Source organism: Kosakonia sp. CCTCC M2018092, from assembly GCF_003864115.1.
Lineage (GTDB): Bacteria > Pseudomonadota > Gammaproteobacteria > Enterobacterales > Enterobacteriaceae > Kosakonia > Kosakonia cowanii.
The window spans coordinates 1413774-1431481 of sequence record NZ_CP034225.1 but is presented as its reverse complement, the minus strand read 5'-3'; the positions used below and the strand labels follow the sequence as shown (position 1 = coordinate 1431481).

The following is a 17708-nucleotide window of genomic DNA, read 5'->3' as shown; positions in this document are numbered from 1 at the left end:
ACCTCACACTTTCGCGCTCTTTCAATCACTTAAGCCAGGAGTGGTGTGATTGTTGCTTTCTCTCCCCTCGCCGCTGCGATGAAAAATAGTGCGGCAATGTCGTTTATCTGAATAAGCCAGAGGAGAGGGTTATGGGAGATATTATGCGCCCCGTGCCGTTTGAGGCGCTGCTGACGCGTATTTTTGCGGAGTATCAGAGCCAGCGGTCAATATTTGGCATTCCCGAACAGCAATTCTGTTCAACCGTTCGTTCGCGGCCGATTACGGTATTTGGCGAGACCTGCGCCACCCCGCTTGGCCCGGCCGCCGGGCCGCATACGCAACTGGCGCAAAATATTATTACCGCCTGGCTGACGGGCGGGCGTTTTATCGAATTAAAAACCGTGCAGATCCTCGATCGCCTTGAGATTGAAAAACCCTGTATTGATGCCGCAGATGCCGGTTTTAATACCGAGTGGTCGACGGAGTTCACCCTGGCAAAGGCCTGGGATGAGTACCTGAAAGCCTGGTTTGTGCTGCATCTGCTCGATGCGGTGTTCCCGCAGACGCCGAGAACAGAAGAGAAATCGTTTATTTTCAATATGAGCGTCGGCTACAACCTTGAAGGGATCAAGCAGCCACCGATGCAGACCTTTATCGCCCGCATGATGGACTCCTCGGCGGAGCCAAAATTTCACCTCTATCGCACCACCCTGCATCACTGCCTGAATAACGCCGATTTTCTTGCCCGCCTGCCAAATCACGCCCGCTCGGCCAGGCTGCAATCCCTCTCTGAGCGCATTCCCGCCACGCTGGTGCAGGGAGTGACGCTCTCCACCATGCACGGCTGCCCGCCGGATGAGATTGAAGCGATCTGCCGCTATATGCTGGTGGAGAAGCGCCTCAACACCTTCGTCAAACTCAACCCGACCCTGCTGGGCTACGGGCGCGTACGCGAGATCCTCGACCGCTGCGGCTTTGAGGAGATTGTGCTTAATGAGGAGTCCTTCGCCCACGACTTACAGTTTGCCCCGGCGGTGGCGATGCTGACGCGACTAATGGCGCTGGCGGCCGGGCAGCAGCGCGGCTTCGGCGTCAAGCTGACCAACACCCTTGGCACGGTCAACACCCGCGGCGTGTTGCCGGGCGGCGAGATGTATATGTCCGGGCGCGCCCTCTTCCCGCTCGCCATCAATGTTGCCGCCCGGCTGTCGCGCGCCTTCGACGGCAAGCTGCCCATCTCCTACTCCGGCGGGGCCAGCCAGCTCACCATCCGCGATATTTTCGAGACCGGCATTCGCCCCATCACGCTGGCAACGGATCTGCTGAAACCGGGCGGCTATCTGCGCCTCACCGCCTGCCTGCGCGAGCTGGAGCAGGCGCAGGGTTGGGAGATGACCGCCATTGACGTTGCGCGCCTCGACGCGCTGGCTGAACGCGCCATCACCATGGAGTACACGCAGAAAGCGTGGAAGCCGGACGACCGCATCGACGTCGCCCGCCCGCTGCCCGCCACCGACTGTTATGTTGCGCCGTGCGTCAGCGCCTGTGCCATCAAACAGGATATCCCGGAGTATATTCGCCTGCTCGGCGAGGGGCGCTACGCCGATGCGCTGGCGCTGATTTACCAGCGTAACGCGCTCCCGGCGATGACGGGTCATATCTGCGATCACCAGTGTCAGTACAACTGCACGCGCCTCGATTATGAGAGCGCGGTGAATATTCGTGAGCTGAAGAAGGTCGCGCTGGAAAAGGGGTGGGAAGAGTACCGACGCCGCTGGCATAAACCGGCAGGCTCCGGTTCACGCCATCCGGTAGCGGTAATCGGTGCCGGGCCTGCCGGGCTGGCGGCCGGCTACTTTCTCGCCCGCGCCGGACATCCGGTAACACTGTTCGAGCGCGAAGCGAGCGCCGGTGGCGTAGTGAAAAACATCATTCCACCGTTTCGTATTCCGGCTGCGCTGATTGAGCACGATATTGATTTCGTGGTGCAGCACGGCGTGAAGATCGTCTATGGCTGCGACCCGCACCTGACCGTTGCGCAGCTGCGAAAGCAGGGTTTCCACTACGTACTGGTAGCGACCGGCGCGGATCAGAGCCGCTCCGTGGCGCTGGGCGGCGATAACCCGAATATTCACTCATCGCTGGCGTTTCTGCGCGCCTTTCATCGCGGCGAGCCGTTGCAGCCCGGTAAACATGTGGCGATTATCGGCGCGGGCAACACGGCGATGGATTGCGCCCGTGCGGCGCTGCGCATACCGGGCGTTGAGCGTGCCACCGTGGTTTATCGCCGCTCGCGCAAAGAGATGCCCGCCTGGCGTGAAGAGTATGAAGAGGCGCGCCGCGCAGGCGTGGAGTTTGCGTGGCTGAGCAACCCGGAGCAGTTTGCGCCAGACGGCACGCTGACCCTGCGCGAGATGCAACTGGGCGAGGCCGATGCCGCAGGGCGTCGCCAGCCGCAGGCGACAGAGAGAACGCGCACCATGCAGGTCGATAGCGTCATTACCGCCATCGGCGAGCAGCAGAATAATGCGGCGCTGGCGGCATTCGGCCTGCCTGTTGATGATCAGGGGCGCGTGGCGGTCAATATTGAGGGTGAAACGCGCCTCGCCAACGTCTTTTTAATTGGCGATGTGCAAAACGGCCCGGCGTCGATTGTTGCCGCCATCGGCAATGCCCGGCGGGCAGCGGAGGCGATCCTCGCGCGCGAAAGTCTCGCCAGCCATCAGCAGAACAAATACTGGAGCAACGTCGACCCGGCGGAGATTTACCGACGCAAAGGCGACATCGCCACGGCGCAGGTGGATAAGGCGGATCGCGAAGCGTTTGTCGCCCAGGAGGCGAGCCGCTGCCTGGCCTGCAACTACATTTGCAGCAAATGCGTCGATGTCTGCCCGAACCGGGCGAATATCTCGCTGCCGATCCCCGGCTTCAACAACCGTTTCCAGACCCTGCATCTGGATGCCTGGTGCAACGAATGCGGCAACTGCGCGCAGTTCTGCCCGTGGCAGGGGAAGCCCTATCAGGACAAAGTGACCCTCTTCAGCCTCGAAGAGGATTTCCTCAACAGCCACAACCCCGGCTTTTTCATCGACAACCAGCGCGTCTCTATCCGCCAGCATGACCAGCGGTGGCAGCTCGATATCGATGCGGATGGCCATTTCGATCATGTGCCGCCGCAGCTGGAGGCGATGTGCCGCATTATCGGCCACGTTCACCAGCACCATCCCTATCTGCTTAGCGAGGTAGAACAATGAGTATCACCATCCTGAAAAATGCCACCGCCGCGCAGCTCTTCCCGGCGAAAGTGTGGCAACAGGTCGATATCGCGATTAAAGATGATCTGATCCTCGCCATCGACAGCGGGCTGGAGCAGCGCTATATGGGCGCGCAGGTGATAGAGATGCAGGGCCGGCTGGTAATGCCCGGCCTGGTCTGCGCCCATAACCACTTCTACTCTGGTCTGTCGCGCGGGATCCAGGCGAAAATCGCCCCCAGCCCCGATTTTATCTCGACGCTGAAAAACCTCTGGTGGCGGCTCGACCGCGCCATCGACGCCGAGTCGCTCTACTACAGCGCGCTTATCTGTGCGCTGGAAGCGGTGCGCAGCGGCTGCACGGCGGTTATCGATCATCACGCTTCGCCGGGGTATATCGCCGGTTCGCTCAGCCAGCTGCGCCGCGCTTTTCTCACCGTCGGGCTGCGCGGTATGACCTGCTTTGAGACCACCGATCGCAACGAAGGGCTGCGCGAAGTGTGTAAAGGCGTGGAGGAGAATATCCGCTTTGCCAAAGAGATCGACGCCGCACGGCAAAAAGAGCAGGAGCCTTATCTGGTCGAGGCCTGTATTGGCGCGCATGCGCCCTTCACCGTGCCGCACGAAGGGTTGGTGATGCTCAGCGAGGCGCGAAAAGCGACCGGGCGCGGGCTGCATATCCATGTCGCCGAGGATCGCTATGATGTCGCCCATAGCCATCACCATTACGGAAAGGATCCGCTGGAGCGGCTGGCTGAGTATGACCTGCTTGATGACAAAACCCTTGTCGCCCACGGGCTCTATCTCTCCGACATCGATATCTCGCTGCTCAATGCCCATGACGGTTTTCTGATCCATAACGCCCGTTCAAACATGAATAACCACGTCGGCTATAACCACCGGCTGGCGCAGTTCCGCCACCTTGCCCTCGGCACTGACGGCATCGGCTCCGATATGTTTGAAGAGCTAAAGTTCGCCTTCTTCAAGCACCGCGATGCGGGCGGCGCGCTGTGGCCCGACAGCTTCGCCCGTGCGCTCTATAACGGCAACGAAGTGCTGAACCGCAACTTTAACGCCCGCTTTGGCCGCATCGAAGCGGGGTATAAAGCGGATTTGACCATCTGCGACTATCTGCCGCCGACGCCGCTGGTTGATGCGAATGTCGCCGGGCATCTGGCGTTTGGCCTTAGTTCCAACAGCGTGCACAGCGTGATGGTGAACGGCAGGATGATTTACCAGGATCGCCGCTTTACCCTCGACTGCGCGCCGCTGTTCGCCGAGGCGCAGGCGGTGGCGAAACGGCTATGGGCAAGGATGGATGCCCTGAACTGACCCCGCCTGCCCGCCCGTTGGTGCAAGCCGGGCGGGCAGGCGCTACACGGTAGGGTTGAGTGGTTTGCCCGATCCGCACAGGAGAGAGAACTCATGAAAGAGAGTGCTATGGCGGCATCGACCGCGTCCGTTGATGAGGTTCTGCCCGTTACGCAGATGTTTTTTTATGGCCTGCAACATGTGCTGGTGATGTATGCCGGTGCGGTGGCGGTGCCGCTAGTGGTGGGCAACGCGGTCGGGCTGCCGGCAGAACAGATTATTTTGCTTATCAGCGCCGATCTGTTTATTTGCGGCGGCGCAACGCTGATGCAGTCGCTGGGGGTGACGCAGTGGCTTGGCTGTCGGCTGCCGCTAATTCAGGGCTGCACCTTCGCAGCACTAATCCCGATGGTGCTGATTGGTAAGGAGTATGGCCTTGGCGGCATCTCCGGGGCGGTGATTATCTCGGGGATCTTTATCCTCTGCTGCGCACCGTGGATCAGTAAGCTGATCCGCTTTTTCCCCAAAGTGGTGATGGGCAGTATCGTCACGCTTATTGGCTTATCGATTCTCCCCGTCGCCGGTGGCTGGGTCGGCGGCGGCGCAAGCGATATGCACGGCTTTGGCGACCTGATTTCACTCCTGATGGCCGCCGTGACGCTGGTGGTGATCCTCAATATCTACACCTTCGCCTCCGGGGTGATTAAAAACACCTCGGTGCTGATTGGGCTGGTGGTCGGCACGCTACTGTGGAGCGTGTTTAAACCGCTCGATTTTCAGCTGGTGCAGGCGACGCCCTGGCTGCATCTGCCGCAGGCGCTGCCGTTTGCGAAACCGGAATTTCACCTGCTGCCCGTCGCCCTGCTGTCGATGGTGATGGTAGTAGTCATGGTGGAAACGATGTCGTCGATGATGGCGACCGGCGATATTGTTGGTAAAAACGTCGATGCGCGGATGCTGCGTAACGGCCTTAACACCTGCGGGCTGGCAACCATGATCTGCGGGCTGTTTAACCTCTTCCCCTATGCCGCCTTTGCGCAAAACGTCGGGCTTATCGGACTCACCGGTGTGCGCAGCCGTTTTGTGGTTGCCATGTCGGGGGTGATATTGATGCTGATGGGGTTGTTTGCCAAACTGGCGGCGCTGGTGGTGTTAATCCCCAAACCGGTGCTGGGCGGCGCGGGGATTGTGATGTTCGGCATGGTCGCCGTTTCGGGCATTCGCACCCTCGGGCAGGTCGATTATCGCAACAACAATAACGGCATGGTGGTGGCGCTGACGCTCGGGCTGGGGATGATGCCGGTGCTGGTGCCGACGCTGTTTACCCAGTTTCCGCCAACGGTGCAGCTCTTTCTGCATAGCGGCATCACCATCGGCACGCTGACGGCGATTGTCGCCAATCTGACCCTCAACGGCAGTGCGCCGTTTAAATTCTCCCACCACGCTCCTTCGCCCGATCCGGTGCCGCCCAGCGCCGCCGCGCGCAATGTGGCGGTGCGCACCGTCAGAATGTGGCTGCTGCTGCGCAAAGTGCAAAAAGAGCGGCAGGAGAAAGCGTGAGGTACATGCTCCGTGCAACGGCGTGCGCCATTTGTGGTTTGATCAGCGTTCCGTGCCGTTCGAGCACACCACGCTGATTATCGACGAAGATCGCCACCTGCGGCTGGTGGTTTATGCCCAACAACGGCAAGAAGCCGGGTAGCGAATAACGGCAAGCAGGTCAGGGTAAAAACTCGTGCGGCGTGGCGCCAAGAATCGCCCGGAAGGCCGCGGTGAAAGCGGCGGGACAGGAAAAGCCGAGCTGGTAAGCGACCTGCTTCACCGGAATACCGTTAGAGAGCAGATCCAGCGAGGCGCAGATGCGTGCCCGCTGCTTCCAGCTTCTGAAGCTGAAACCGGTGTCACGGATAAACTGGCGCGAAAAGGTGCGTTCCGACATCGCCGCAATATGGGCCAGATCGCTTAGCGACGCCTCCCAGCGCTGACCGAGCAGTAATTCATTGGCGGCGCGGGCGAGGCGTTCGTCCTGCGGCAGAGGAAGCTCAGCGGCAAGCTGCTCTGTCTCGCTGAGGATCTCCAGCAACAGCAGCGCCATTCTCCGCTGGCTTGGCGCTTTGTACTCATGGCTGAACAGCCCCGCAATCAGCTCTTTCACCAGTGGCGTCGCGCCAATCACATGCACCAGTTCGCTCTTGGTGAAGTTGCTGCATTCCGCGATCAGCGAGCGGCTGAAGTAGAGGGTGCGCAGGTCGGTTTCTGAAAGCAGCGTATAGCTGTGCTCCTGCAACGGCGGCAGCCATAGCGCGCGCTGCGGCGGGATCACCCAGCGGCGCTCGCCGGTCTCCACCAGCAACACGCCGCGGGTGGCAAACAGCAGCTGCCCTTCCAGATGGTAATGGGGCGGATCGACCTCTCCGCGTCGATAACCTCTGGCAAGGTTTGACCAGCCAATGGCCTCATCATGTCTTGGCGCTTTATCTATGCTGTTTGGCATTTGAGATTCAAAACCTGCATTTATGATTGGCCGGGTTATATCACCCCATCGCAATCTGGAGCAAACATCAATGCGGGTTCATTTTATCGTTCATGAAAGTTTTGAAGCGCCCGGCGCGTATGAAAACTGGGCGCAGCAGCGCGGTTACCCGGTTAGCCACTCCCGCGTCTATGCGGGCGATGCGCTTCCGGCCACGGCTGATGCCTTTGATCTGCTCATTATTATGGGCGGCCCACAGGATCCGCATACCACGCAGGCAGAGTGTTCTCATTTTGATGCCCGCGCCGAGCAGGCGCTTATCGCTGCGGCGATCGCGGGTGGAAAAGCAGTGATCGGCATCTGCCTCGGATCGCAATTAATTGGCGAGGCGCTGGGCGCTGCTTTCGCTCACAGCCCCGAGAAGGAGATCGGTAAATTCCCCATTACGCTGACGGCGGCGGGCAAAAATCACCCACTGTTTACCCATTTCCCTGAAACGCTGGCGGTCGGGCACTGGCATAACGATATGCCGGGCCTGACGGCAGACGCGCAGGTGCTCGCCTTCAGTGAAGGGTGCCCGCGGCAGATTGTCGCCTATAGCGATCGCGTGTTCGGCTTCCAGTGCCATATGGAGTTAACGCCTGAGGTGGTCGAGCGGCTTATCGCCCACTCCGAGGCGGATCTGAGCCGCGCTGCGCAATATCGTTTTGTCGAAACGGCTGAAGCGCTGCGCGCCCATGATTACCGCGAGATGAACGATATCCTGTGCCAGTTTCTCGATAAGCTTACGGCGTACTATCAAGACGCAACACAGGCGCTGCGCCACTGATCTCATCAAGCGTGTCGCGGCCCGCCTCGCGCCACATGCGCAGCAGGCGCTGGCGCGAATGGGGAGCGGCACACTCAAGCAGTTGCACGCTCTCAATCTGCGCCACGGCGAAGTGGCGGAAATCGCCGCGGGTTTCGCACCATGCGGCGAGCAGCAGATCGCGGGATAAGTAGCCGAGCGCGAAAGGCCAGATCACGCGCTCGCTCGTTTTTCCCTGGCGGTCCGTATAGCGAATGCTCACTTTCAACTGTCGCCGGATGGCGGCGCGCAGTTCGGCAACATGCTCGCTTTCAACCGCCGTTTCCGCCCTTCCCACCAGCAGCGTGGCGTGTTCAAACAGCGATTGCATCGGCGGCGGGATGCTCTGCATCACTTTGCCTGCCACCTCTTGCGCCGCCTTGCCAATCTCCGCATCGCCATAGGTCGCCACCCAGCGCAGACCGAGCGCCAGCGCATCCAGCTGCTCCGGGGTAAACATCATTGGCGGCAGAAGGTAGCCCGGAGCGAGCAAATAACCGGTGCCTGCTTCGCCCTGAATATCTGCCCCCTGCGCGCGCAGCGAGGCGATATCGCGATAGAGCGTGCGCAGGCTGATGGAAAGCTCCTGCGCCAGGCTTGCACCGCTCACCGGATAGCGATGGCGGGCAAGGATCTGCAAAAGCGCGAGCAATCTTGCGGCACGCGTTGGTCCTGATGCTGACATGTTTTGTCACTCCTCCCTGCGATAGTCCTCTTCCCATTACCTTGAGAAGAGAAGTGCCCAATGATACCGAATTTATTCATCCTGTATGTTTCCGACCCACAGCGCAGCAGCGATTTTTATCAGACGCTGTTTCAGCAAGCGCCCGATGTGGTGCTGCCCACCTGGGCGGCGTTCTCTTTTGCCAACGGGCTTAACCTCGGATTGTGGTCCACCCGCGCCGCGGATTTTCTCTCCGGCGGCGAGGGCAACCGCATGGAGATAAGTTTTATGGTGCAGGATAGCGCGGCGGTTGATGCGCTTTACCAGCAGTGGCTGGCGCTGGGCGTTGAAATCGAGCAGCCGCCTGCGCAGGCGGTTTTCGGCCGGACGTTTGTCGCCCGCGATCCGGACGGCCATCGCATCCGGGTTTGTATTCCGGATTAAGCGGGCTGTTCGCAGCCCCGGGAGATGGTATTGTTTTTATCCCTTAGCGGATGTTTGCCGGGCTTATCGCCTGATGCCCGGTCAACCCTCCTATAACGATAAAAAGGAACAACAATGCAACGAAACCTCGCCTGCCTGACACTCGCTATTTCCGCCCTGCTCGGCGCGTCGACGCTACCCGCGTTGGCTGCGCCGCTTCCTGTCACGCCGGATCAATCGGTGCCGGTCAGTAACTATATTACGCAGGTTAACGCCGATAAGAGCGTCACCTTCCGCCTTTTCGCACCGGGCGCAAAGCGGGTCTCGGTGGTAACCGGCTCAAGCCCGGACAGCTATGTCTCGCATGATATGCAAAAAGATGAGCGCGGCGTCTGGTCGTGGAAGAGCGAGGTGCTGGCCCCTAATCTGTATGAGTATTACTTCGACATTGATGGTTTCCGCTCGGTCGATACCGGCAGCCGTTTTCAGAAACCGCAGCGCCAGGTAAACACCAGCTTGATTCTGGTGCCGGGCTCGCTGCTTGACGATCGCGCGGTGGCGCATGGCGATCTGCTGACGGTCACCTACCACGCGAAAGCGCTGGGTGCCGAGCGGCGGATGTATGTCTGGACGCCGCCGGGTTATGACGGCAAAGGCGAGCCGCTGCCGGTGCTCTACTTCTATCACGGCTTTGGCGATACCGGCCTGTCGGCGATTGACCAGGGCCGCCTGCCGCAAATCATGGATAACCTGCTGGCGGAGGGGAAAATCAAGCCGATGCTGGTGGTGGTGCCGGATACGGAGACGGATATTACTGAGGCGATCCCGGAGAACTTCCCGCCGAAAGAGCGGCGTAAAGAGTTCTATCCGCTGAATGCGCAGGCCGCCGATCGCGAACTGATGCAGGACATTATTCCGCTCATCGACAGCCGCTTTAACGTGCGTAAAGATGCCGACGGGCGCGCGCTGGCGGGCTTATCGCAGGGCGGTTTCCAGGCGCTCTACTCCGGTATGCACCATCTTGAGCACTTTGGCTGGCTGGCGACCTTCAGTGGCGTGACCACCGCAACGGTGCCGGATGCCGGAATCACCCGCCAGCTTGATAACGCGCAGGCGGTGAATAAGCAGTTGCATAACTTCACCGTGGTGGTCGGCGAAAAAGACTCCGTTACCGGCAAGGATATCGCCGGGCTGAAAACGGAGCTGGAGAGCAAAGGCGTCCACTTCGACTACAAAATGTACCCGGGCCTCAATCATGAGATGGATGTCTGGCGCCCGGCCTACGCCGAGTTTGTGCAGAAAGTGTTTAAGTAACGGCAAGCGCCTTCTCATCCCCCGGGAGGGCGCTAATCTGCTCCTGCTGTTCGCCTGGGATTTTTGCTATCGCGCGCCGGCGGCTTGCCGAAAAGGCGCGCATATTCACGGGCAAACTGCGTCATCAGGCACGCTCATAAAGAGGAAAGGATTTATGGAGATTAAGAACGCAGTTGTGGTTATCACCGGCGCATCCTCCGGGATTGGTGAAGCGACCGCGCGCGCCGCGGCGCAGGCGGGTGCCCGTGTGGTGCTGCTCGCACGGCGCAAATCGCGATTAGATGCGCTGGCGGCTGAGTGCACTGGTGCGCTCGCCGTGGCGTGTGATGTAACGCGCGAGGAGGAGGTGAAGCGGGCGATTGACCATACGCTTGCCACCTTCGGCAGAATTGATGTGCTGGTGAATAACGCCGGACAAGGGTTGTACGCCGCGATTGATGAGATTACGGCAACGGATTTTAAGGCGCTGCTCGATCTCAATCTCGTCGCCCCGTTGATGATGATGCAGGCCGTGATACCTGCCATGCGCCAGCAGGGCGCGGGCAGCATTATTAATATCAGCTCCGGCGCAACGCTGGCGGCATGGCCCGGTTCAGCGGCCTATACCAGTTCGAAAGCGGCGCTCAATATGCTCTCCGACGTTGCGCGCCTTGAGCTGGCAGACGCGGGGATCGCGGTCTCCACCCTGCTGCCTTTCATGACGCGCAGCGAATTTTACCATGCGGTGAAAGCGGGCCAGCAGCAGGCTACCGCGCAGGAGGCACAGAGCGCATCGTTTATCCATACGCCGGAACAGGTCGCCCGCGAGATCCTGGAGCTGATAAAAAGCGGCGCGGCGCGCGGCGATCTGGTGCCGGTGGAGTTTGGCGGAAGCTATCGCGGATAAGAGGGTTGCGAGAATCGGTTGAACTCGCAGGCCAGGCAGGCTAGCCTGCGTCAACAAATACCCTCTTCTAAAACACAGGTAATGTCGGTAATGGCTTTAATCCCTAAAAACTACGCGCGGCTGGAAAGCGGCTATCGTGAGAAAGCACTCAAAATCTATCCGTGGGTCTGTGGGCGCTGCTCGCGGGAGTTTGTTTACTCAAACCTGCGCGAATTGACGGTTCATCATATCGATCACGATCACACCAATAACCCGGAAGATGGCAGCAACTGGGAGCTGTTATGCCTGTTTTGCCATGACCATGAGCACTCGAAATATACCGAAGCGGATCAGTACGGCACGAACGTGATTGCTGGAGAGGATGCGCAAAAAGATGTGGGCGCGGCGACCTATAACCCGTTTGCGGATTTAAAGTCGATGCTGGGTAAGAAGAAGTAAGTTTGCGTGAAACGCAGGCAATAAAAAACCCGCTCGTGGCGGGTTTTTTTTCATTATCAGTTGCGCTTACTGCTCAGGCTATCGCCGTCATCGCGGTTGTAAGGCTTGCTGATAATCAGCGCGGCTTACAGGGCAGTAACGTTGCCAGCTGCAGGGCCTTTAGCGCCGTTTTCGATGGTGAAGGAAACTTTCTGACCTTCATCCAGGGTTTTGTAGCTGTCGCTCTGGATTGCAGAGAAGTGTACGAATACATCTTTGCTGCCGTCGTCCGGAGTGATAAAGCCAAAACCTTTATCAGAGTTGAACCATTTTACTAAACCAGTCATTTTATTAGACATAGATAAATCCTTAATAGATGAGCCACTTAGCGCGGCGATAATGGCCTGTAATTAGAGAGTATCTTATTTGGCACTTAGGAGGAGGCTCACGAAGAAGGGTATCTTTGGATAACTCTTGAACTGAGGACTGCTTTACTAAAACTGCTTTCATAAGGTCTGTCTTCCAAACCGATGGCGCTATTAAGACACAGCAAATTTCTTTTGGCAACGTTTAAGTTTAATTATTTTAAACGCTTACACACCTGGACGGCTGCTTGTTAAAGCCTGAAGGCTTGAGCGGCGCGGCTTCAGCCGCTTAAGCCAAACGGCAAAATTTTTGTATTTATCGCCTCATTCAGGAACGTTTTTACGAACTTAAACGCTCCCTCAATCATTTGCATGTTCATATTATCCCCTCCTAAAACCAGGGGTATACTTCCGCCCGCAGTTCGATCTTGTTATGGCGAGGCTCCTGAGCAAAAACAAGTTACCGCCCTGATGGTGTCGAGAGAGACCACACAGGGAAATACAGGCATCCATCGAATCAAGGTGTTGCCAAGGTAACTTCCGGCGTGTTTTTCGCGGATACGTTGCTCAGTGCTAAAACCGGGACGTAGGGATCTTCTTCTATATCTTCCTGTTTTGTTCGCCCTGTAAGCAGTTTTCTATAGGGAACGTTGTATGTCACATATTTATACTCACGGCGCACACTATCCAGAGGCGCATCAGGCTGGCGATAAGCTTGCCCACTATATGTCTGCCGATTTTATTGCATTGTCTGACGACCTGACCGTTGAAGAGGGCCGCTCGACATTTCTGCAACAGATTAGCGATGACTATTTTCCGACATACGTTTTTATCGTATGCGGTGCGATGCTGCGCGGCGCTCTGCCTATCAGAGCGTTGTTGCAGGAGGAGAACGTCGCGAAGCCCATCACCTCTTTAATGACCAGCGATCTGGTTCACGCCGCGCCTGATGATACGCGCCATGATACTGCCAAGCTGATCGAAAACCGGGGCATGACGCTGATCCCGGTCACGGAGCACGGCAGGCTTGTCGGCTGCCTGGCAGAGAAAGAGATTGCGCACCTGCTTGCCGATGAAGCAACAGAGGATGCCCAGCGCCAGGGCGCAACCTTACCGCTGGAGAAGTCGTATCTGGAGATAAGCCCGGTCGGGTTATGGAAAAAACGCGCGCTCTGGCTGTTACTGCTGTTTGTCGCGGAAGCCTATACCAGCAGCGTGATCCAGCACTTTGAAGAGGCGCTGGAATCAGCGATTGCGCTGGCGTTCTTCATTCCGCTGCTGATCGGCACGGGGGGCAATAGCGGGACGCAAATCACCTCTACGCTGGTGCGCGCGATGGCGCTGGGCGAAGTCAGGATGGCCGATCTGGGCCGGGTGATTCGTAAAGAGATGACCACCGCGCTGATGATTGCGGTCACCCTCGCCGCAGCCGGATGTTTGCGCGCGTGGATGATGGGCATCGGCCCGGAGATCACCTTAATTGTCAGCCTGACGTTGCTCTGCATTACGCTCTGGAGCGCGGTGGTCTCTTCCGTGATCCCGATGGTGATTAAACGCGTCGGTATCGATCCAGCGGTCGTTTCCGCGCCATTTATTGCCACGCTAATAGACGGCACCGGCCTGATTATCTACTTCAAAATTGCGCAATATTTTCTTGGGCTGAACTGAAATAACTTCATTTTTCTCTCTTTCCGGAACGCGCTGGCTTAATCCGTCGGCGCGCTCTGCCCCTTCCCCCCAATTTTCGGCGCATTCATTGTGTATCAAGACGTGCTATCGTCAGCCGTTAATAGACTGTTAAAAAAGGTTTTATGATGAGTACCCTCGAACACTTAAAAGCAAAGTATCCCGGCGCGCAGGCGTGGCAAATCGGCGACAGCCCGGCGCTTGCTGATGAGCTGGCAACCTTAGTCGCCAGCGGCATCAAAACCGCCTCCTGCGGTGCATTCTCTTGCTGGCAGGCAGAAGATCCCGCGCCCAAACTCGGCAGCTACAATATTATTCTTAACGGACGGGATGAGCCGGTGTGCGTGATCCGCATCATCTCGCTGCGCCTGACGCGCTTTTGCGATGTCACCGAAGCGTTTGCCCGTAAAGAGGGTGAAGGCGATTTAAGCCTCGAATACTGGCGTAAAGAGCATCAGCGCTTTTTTACCGCAGCCGGGATCTTCTCTGAAGAGATGGAGTTGGTGGCCGAAGAGTTTGAAGTTATTGAGCGTGTTTAAAAGACGCCGCATCGCGCGGCGTTTACTTCAGTTACTGCTACAAAACCTGGCCGACACCTTATAACCACATTAATAACGGGTTAATAATCAATTGTGGCTAATATAGAAATTAATTTAGTAACTATTATTAAATAGCATTACTTTGCGTAAGCTTATTTTCTAATTGCGAATCATTATCATAAATATAATAACCACCCGGCTTATTATTCAATTATTAAAATCCAGAAAAATTAAATTAAAGTGGTGGTTATCGGCGCTAAGAATTAAAACTTTATGCTTTTTACCAAATAAAAACAAACCATTAAGCGAAGCAAACCCTTTCGGTAAATCCTTACCAGACAACAAATGCAAGTCTTTAATTTATATAGATATTAATTATTAATTTTAATTAGAAAATTTAAACAATTTACTTCATGGACAATTCACCATGCGTATCTATAATTCCCTTGTCGTCAACTTTCTTTAAATTAAAACCTCCTGAATCCAGGGAGGTAATTTTTATCATGAGCGCATTAACCATTTTATTGATGCCATTTAAAACATTACAATCACCAGGGTAAAAATGAAAAGCCTATTAAATAAGATTAACCTCTCCACGAAATTTATGGTGCTGGGTATCATTTCACTTCTCCTCTTTGCACTGCCGACTGCTTTATTTGTTAATGAAAGCAGCCAAAAAGTGCAGGCCAAACAGGTTGAACTGAAAGCGATTCCGGTTGAGAAAAAGCTGTTAAAGCTGCTTAACCTGATTCAGCGCCACCGCGCCGAATCCGCTATTGCTGTTACGCAAGGCAACCCGGCTTACCCGCCGCGCATTGCGCTGCGCGATCAGATCAACGTGCTGGCTGATGAGATCAGAAAAGATATCGTAGCTGAAAACCCAGATGCGCACCCTTTACAGCAGCTCGACAAGGTTAATCAACAGTGGCAGGCGCTGCAAAACCAGATCGACAGCCGCAGCCTGACCGCGCCGGAAAGCCTGGTCTCCCATGCCACGCTTATCCGCAGCCTGCTGGACTTCAATATCGACGTGCTTGATTTTTATGGCCTGTCGCTGGATCCCGATTTAGATACTTCGCAACTGATTACGGCGGCACTCTTTCACCTGCCTGAGCTGACCGAAACTCTGGGCCAAATCCGCGCCAGCGGTACCTCACTGCTGGCGAAGAAAGATGGCATCAGCGAGACCGACAACGCCCGCATGGAGTTTCAGATTGGCAACGGTGAAAAAGCGCTGCAGCTGTTTGACGTCGGCATGAAGAAATACCTGAGCAATAACGAGGAGATCCGCAATCTGTTTGGCCGCAAAACGGAAGGTGCTGTTCAGGGTGCGACGCAGGCCCTCTCCACCGCTCGCGAGATCTTTATTACCCATTCGCGCCCGGCGATGGCACCGACGGAGTATGTGGCGATCTTTACCGAAGCCATTAACAATTTCACCGTGCTGGGTAACGGCATGAGCGATGAGCTCTCGCAGCAGTTAACGAAGCAGATTTCAGCGCAGCGTAGCGCACAGATCACCCTGCTGGCGGTGCTGATTTTCAGCGCGCTGTTGGGTATTGCCCTGACGGTGATGATTATTCGCTCGATTACCGGCCCGGTGAATGAAGCGGCGCGCATCGCGCAGGAAGTGGCAACCGGCGACCTCACCTCCCGTATTGCCGTCACCGGCAGTAATGAGATGAGCGCGCTGTTGCAGTCCCTGATGAAGATGAGCGAACACCTCTCATCGCTGGTAAATGATATTAAGAACAACGCCGTGACCATTGCGACCTCCTCTGAAGAGATCGCCAGCGGCAACAGCGATCTCTCCTCACGCACCGAGGAGCAGGCCGCTTCGCTGGCGCAGACTGCCGCCAGTATGGAGCAGCTCGCCTCAATTATTCAGCAGAATGCAGACAATACCCGCCATGCCGCGTCGATGGCAGGCTCGGCAACCAGTGCCGCGCTGCTTGGCGGTGAAGCGATGGAGTCTGTGCTGGCCTCGATGCACAAGATCAGCAACAGCGCCGGTCAGATTGAAGAGATCATCGCGGTGATTGATGGCATCGCCTTCCAGACCAATATCCTGGCGCTGAACGCCGCGGTTGAAGCGGCCCGCGCGGGCGAGCACGGTAAAGGGTTTGCCGTTGTCGCCTCCGAGGTGAGAGCCCTGGCGCAGCGTTCCGCTGTGGCGGCGAAAGAGATTAAAGAGCTGATTGAAAACTCGGTGAGCGATGCGCAATCGGGCATTAAGATGGCGGAAAACGCCGGTGACAAAGTGAAGCAGAGCGTCAGCGCAATCGAGCAGACCTCAATGCTGATCAACGAAGTCTCCGCCTCTTCTGCCGAGCAGAGCTCCGGGGTGTCGCAGATTAATATCGCGGTCAGCCAGATGGATCAGGTGACGCAACAGAACGCCGGGCTGGTTCAGCAGTCAGCCTCTTCGGCAGACGATCTCGCCGAGCGCGCGGCGCGCCTGCGCCAGCTGGTTGCCGTCTTCAAAACGCAGTAACCCTCTGCTGCTCAGAATGAACCCGTTCTGAGCAGTCGACCCTGATGCCGCCCGGATAACCAGGCGGCATCCTCTCCTGCCCCATTTTTCACCCCCCGCTTTTCATCTCCTGCGCCAGGGTTTGCAGCGTCGCCTGCAACCAGCTTGTCGCGCCTCGCTTACCGCTGCGTTTATGGGAGTAGATCTTCACTTCAAACGGCGCGATGTCGAAAGGTAGGGCAAAGAGCGTGATATCCACGGCGGGCATCAGTTTCTCGGCGGCAAAACGCGGGATCGCCATCAGTAAGTCGCTTTGGGCGACGATAAACGGCGCGCTCAGCATCGACGGCGTTTTGAGCGCTATCTGCCGCGTATACCCCATCTGCTCAAGCTGTAGATCAATCACTCCCTGCTTCTCATTCCACGGCGTCACTACCAGATGCCGCGCGGCAAGATAATCCTCAAGGGTCAGCGCGGAGCGGCTTTGATTGCTGATAACGACATACTCATCCCTGAACCAGTCGATCTCATCCAGTTCCGGATGGCGAACCTCATCCGGCGTGCTGAAGCCCAGCGCCAGATCGATCTCTCCGGCCAGTAATTCAGTGAGCGCCGGGCTATGCGGGAGATAGATCAGATCAAAGCCGAGGCCGGGTGCGTCGTGTTGCAGTTTCTCCATCAGCGCGGGGAAGATGCAAAACGCGGTGAAGTCGGTGATGGCGATCTGCAAACGCTCCGTCGTGGTAGCGGGTGAGAACTCCGGCTGCGGCGTCAGCTCCTGATTGAGGAATTTCAGCGCCGAAGCGATTGAGGGCGCGAGTTGGGTGGCATAGACGCTGGGGCACATCCGGTGCCCTTCCCGGTAAAAGAGCGGATCGTTGAGCACGGCTCGCAGCCGTGAGAGCGCATGGCTCAGCGCCGAGGTGCTCATCGCCAGCTCATCAGCCGCAAGGCGCACCGAGCGGTAACGGTATACAGCATCAAAAACCGGCAGCAGATTGAGATCAAGACGCCGTAGCGCCGGATGCATAATATTCATCATTGTGTGATTTCATTGCACTTAATTCTTCAGACG

15 protein-coding genes and 1 riboswitch are annotated in these 17708 nt (G+C 57.1%); of the genes, 11 read left to right on the top strand and 4 right to left on the bottom strand.

Annotated elements, in window-relative coordinates:
* Nucleotides 1-131 precede the first annotated feature (131 nt).
* The 3 genes from ygfK (at nt 132) to EH164_RS06770 (ending at nt 6106) form a co-directional block, all read left to right on the top strand.
* The gene (gene ygfK / locus EH164_RS06780; RefSeq protein ID WP_124967717.1) at nt 132-3236 is read left to right on the top strand and encodes a putative selenate reductase subunit YgfK; all 3105 of its coding nucleotides are present in this window, start codon (nt 132-134) and stop codon (nt 3234-3236) included.
* Nucleotides 3233-4567 carry a putative aminohydrolase SsnA gene (gene ssnA / locus EH164_RS06775; RefSeq protein ID WP_124967716.1) on the top strand — a complete coding sequence of 445 codons (1335 nt, stop codon included), beginning with the start codon at nt 3233-3235 and terminating at the stop codon, nt 4565-4567. The genes ygfK and ssnA overlap by 4 nt, the downstream gene beginning before the upstream one ends.
* 93 nt (nt 4568-4660) lie before the next feature.
* The gene (locus EH164_RS06770) at nt 4661-6106 is read left to right on the top strand and encodes a nucleobase:cation symporter-2 family protein (protein ID WP_124967715.1); all 1446 of its coding nucleotides are present in this window, start codon (nt 4661-4663) and stop codon (nt 6104-6106) included.
* 160 nt (nt 6107-6266) lie between these two features.
* Here the strand turns inward: EH164_RS06770 and EH164_RS06765 are convergent, their stop codons facing one another.
* The gene (locus tag EH164_RS06765; protein WP_124967714.1) at nt 6267-7040 is read right to left on the bottom strand and encodes a helix-turn-helix transcriptional regulator; all 774 of its coding nucleotides are present in this window, start codon (nt 7038-7040) and stop codon (nt 6267-6269) included.
* 70 nt (nt 7041-7110) lie between these two features.
* Here EH164_RS06765 and EH164_RS06760 point away from each other — a divergent pair, with 70 nt between their 5' ends.
* Entirely contained in the window at nt 7111-7848 is a 738-nt protein-coding gene (locus tag EH164_RS06760; protein ID WP_124967713.1) for a gamma-glutamyl-gamma-aminobutyrate hydrolase family protein, read from the top strand.
* Here the strand turns inward: EH164_RS06760 and EH164_RS06755 are convergent.
* Entirely contained in the window at nt 7805-8551 is a 747-nt protein-coding gene (locus EH164_RS06755) for a YafY family protein (RefSeq protein WP_124967712.1), read from the bottom strand. The two genes, EH164_RS06760 and EH164_RS06755, sit on opposite strands and share 44 nt — an antisense overlap.
* A gap of 60 nt (nt 8552-8611) precedes the next feature.
* On the opposite strand from EH164_RS06755, the gene EH164_RS06750 reads away from it, so the two are divergent.
* The 4 genes from EH164_RS06750 (at nt 8612) to yajD (ending at nt 11591) form a co-directional block, all read left to right on the top strand.
* Nucleotides 8612-8974, top strand: a complete 363-nt coding sequence (locus EH164_RS06750; RefSeq protein WP_124967711.1) for a VOC family protein — start codon at nt 8612-8614, stop codon at nt 8972-8974.
* A gap of 114 nt (nt 8975-9088) precedes the next feature.
* The gene (locus EH164_RS06745) at nt 9089-10267 is read left to right on the top strand and encodes an esterase (RefSeq protein WP_124967710.1); all 1179 of its coding nucleotides are present in this window, start codon (nt 9089-9091) and stop codon (nt 10265-10267) included.
* A 154-nt stretch (nt 10268-10421) separates the two neighbouring features.
* Complete coding sequence (locus tag EH164_RS06740) at nt 10422-11153, top strand: SDR family oxidoreductase (RefSeq protein WP_124967709.1); 732 nt, start codon at nt 10422-10424, stop codon at nt 11151-11153.
* 90 nt (nt 11154-11243) lie between these two features.
* Nucleotides 11244-11591: an HNH nuclease YajD gene (gene yajD / locus EH164_RS06735; protein ID WP_023479696.1), complete on the top strand. Its 348-nt coding sequence runs from the start codon at nt 11244-11246 to the stop codon at nt 11589-11591.
* Nucleotides 11592-11716: 125 nt separating this feature from the next.
* Here the strand turns inward: yajD and cspA are convergent, their stop codons facing one another.
* On the bottom strand, nt 11717-11929 hold the full coding sequence (cspA, locus tag EH164_RS06730; protein ID WP_023479762.1) for an RNA chaperone/antiterminator CspA: 213 nt from the start codon (nt 11927-11929) through the stop codon (nt 11717-11719).
* A gap of 426 nt (nt 11930-12355) precedes the next feature.
* Nucleotides 12356-12534, top strand: a riboswitch (M-box (ykoK) riboswitch).
* Nucleotides 12535-12589: 55 nt separating this feature from the next.
* Here cspA and EH164_RS06725 point away from each other — a divergent pair.
* From EH164_RS06725 to EH164_RS06715, 3 genes are all read left to right on the top strand, one after another.
* Nucleotides 12590-13603, top strand: coding sequence for a magnesium transporter (locus EH164_RS06725; RefSeq protein ID WP_241175011.1), 1014 nt, complete (start codon nt 12590-12592; stop codon nt 13601-13603).
* Between the two features lie 146 nt (nt 13604-13749).
* Nucleotides 13750-14160, top strand: a complete 411-nt coding sequence (locus EH164_RS06720; RefSeq protein ID WP_124971320.1) for an ASCH domain-containing protein — start codon at nt 13750-13752, stop codon at nt 14158-14160.
* A gap of 562 nt (nt 14161-14722) precedes the next feature.
* Entirely contained in the window at nt 14723-16654 is a 1932-nt protein-coding gene (locus EH164_RS06715) for a methyl-accepting chemotaxis protein (protein ID WP_124967708.1), read from the top strand.
* Nucleotides 16655-16742: 88 nt separating this feature from the next.
* Here EH164_RS06715 and EH164_RS06710 read toward each other — a convergent pair whose 3' ends face one another.
* Nucleotides 16743-17675 carry a LysR family transcriptional regulator gene (locus EH164_RS06710; RefSeq protein WP_124967707.1) on the bottom strand — a complete coding sequence of 311 codons (933 nt, stop codon included), beginning with the start codon at nt 17673-17675 and terminating at the stop codon, nt 16743-16745.
* Between the last annotated feature and the right edge of the window lie 33 nt (nt 17676-17708).

Bases quoted from the DNA above. Each gene is read 5' to 3' on its own strand.
- ygfK (WP_124967717.1), top strand. From the start codon at position 132: ATGGGAGATATTATGCGCCCCGTGCCGTTTGAGGCGCTGCTGACGCGT.
- ssnA (WP_124967716.1), top strand. From the start codon at position 3,233: ATGAGTATCACCATCCTGAAAAATGCCACCGCCGCGCAGCTCTTCCCG.
- EH164_RS06770 (WP_124967715.1), top strand. From the start codon at position 4,661: ATGAAAGAGAGTGCTATGGCGGCATCGACCGCGTCCGTTGATGAGGTT.
- EH164_RS06765 (WP_124967714.1), bottom strand. From the start codon at position 7,040: ATGCCAAACAGCATAGATAAAGCGCCAAGACATGATGAGGCCATTGGC.
- EH164_RS06760 (WP_124967713.1), top strand. From the start codon at position 7,111: ATGCGGGTTCATTTTATCGTTCATGAAAGTTTTGAAGCGCCCGGCGCG.
- EH164_RS06755 (WP_124967712.1), bottom strand. From the start codon at position 8,551: ATGTCAGCATCAGGACCAACGCGTGCCGCAAGATTGCTCGCGCTTTTG.
- EH164_RS06750 (WP_124967711.1), top strand. From the start codon at position 8,612: ATGATACCGAATTTATTCATCCTGTATGTTTCCGACCCACAGCGCAGC.
- EH164_RS06745 (WP_124967710.1), top strand. From the start codon at position 9,089: ATGCAACGAAACCTCGCCTGCCTGACACTCGCTATTTCCGCCCTGCTC.
- EH164_RS06740 (WP_124967709.1), top strand. From the start codon at position 10,422: ATGGAGATTAAGAACGCAGTTGTGGTTATCACCGGCGCATCCTCCGGG.
- yajD (WP_023479696.1), top strand. From the start codon at position 11,244: ATGGCTTTAATCCCTAAAAACTACGCGCGGCTGGAAAGCGGCTATCGT.
- cspA (WP_023479762.1), bottom strand. From the start codon at position 11,929: ATGTCTAATAAAATGACTGGTTTAGTAAAATGGTTCAACTCTGATAAA.
- EH164_RS06725 (WP_241175011.1), top strand. From the start codon at position 12,590: ATGTCACATATTTATACTCACGGCGCACACTATCCAGAGGCGCATCAG.
- EH164_RS06720 (WP_124971320.1), top strand. From the start codon at position 13,750: ATGAGTACCCTCGAACACTTAAAAGCAAAGTATCCCGGCGCGCAGGCG.
- EH164_RS06715 (WP_124967708.1), top strand. From the start codon at position 14,723: ATGAAAAGCCTATTAAATAAGATTAACCTCTCCACGAAATTTATGGTG.
- EH164_RS06710 (WP_124967707.1), bottom strand. From the start codon at position 17,675: ATGATGAATATTATGCATCCGGCGCTACGGCGTCTTGATCTCAATCTG.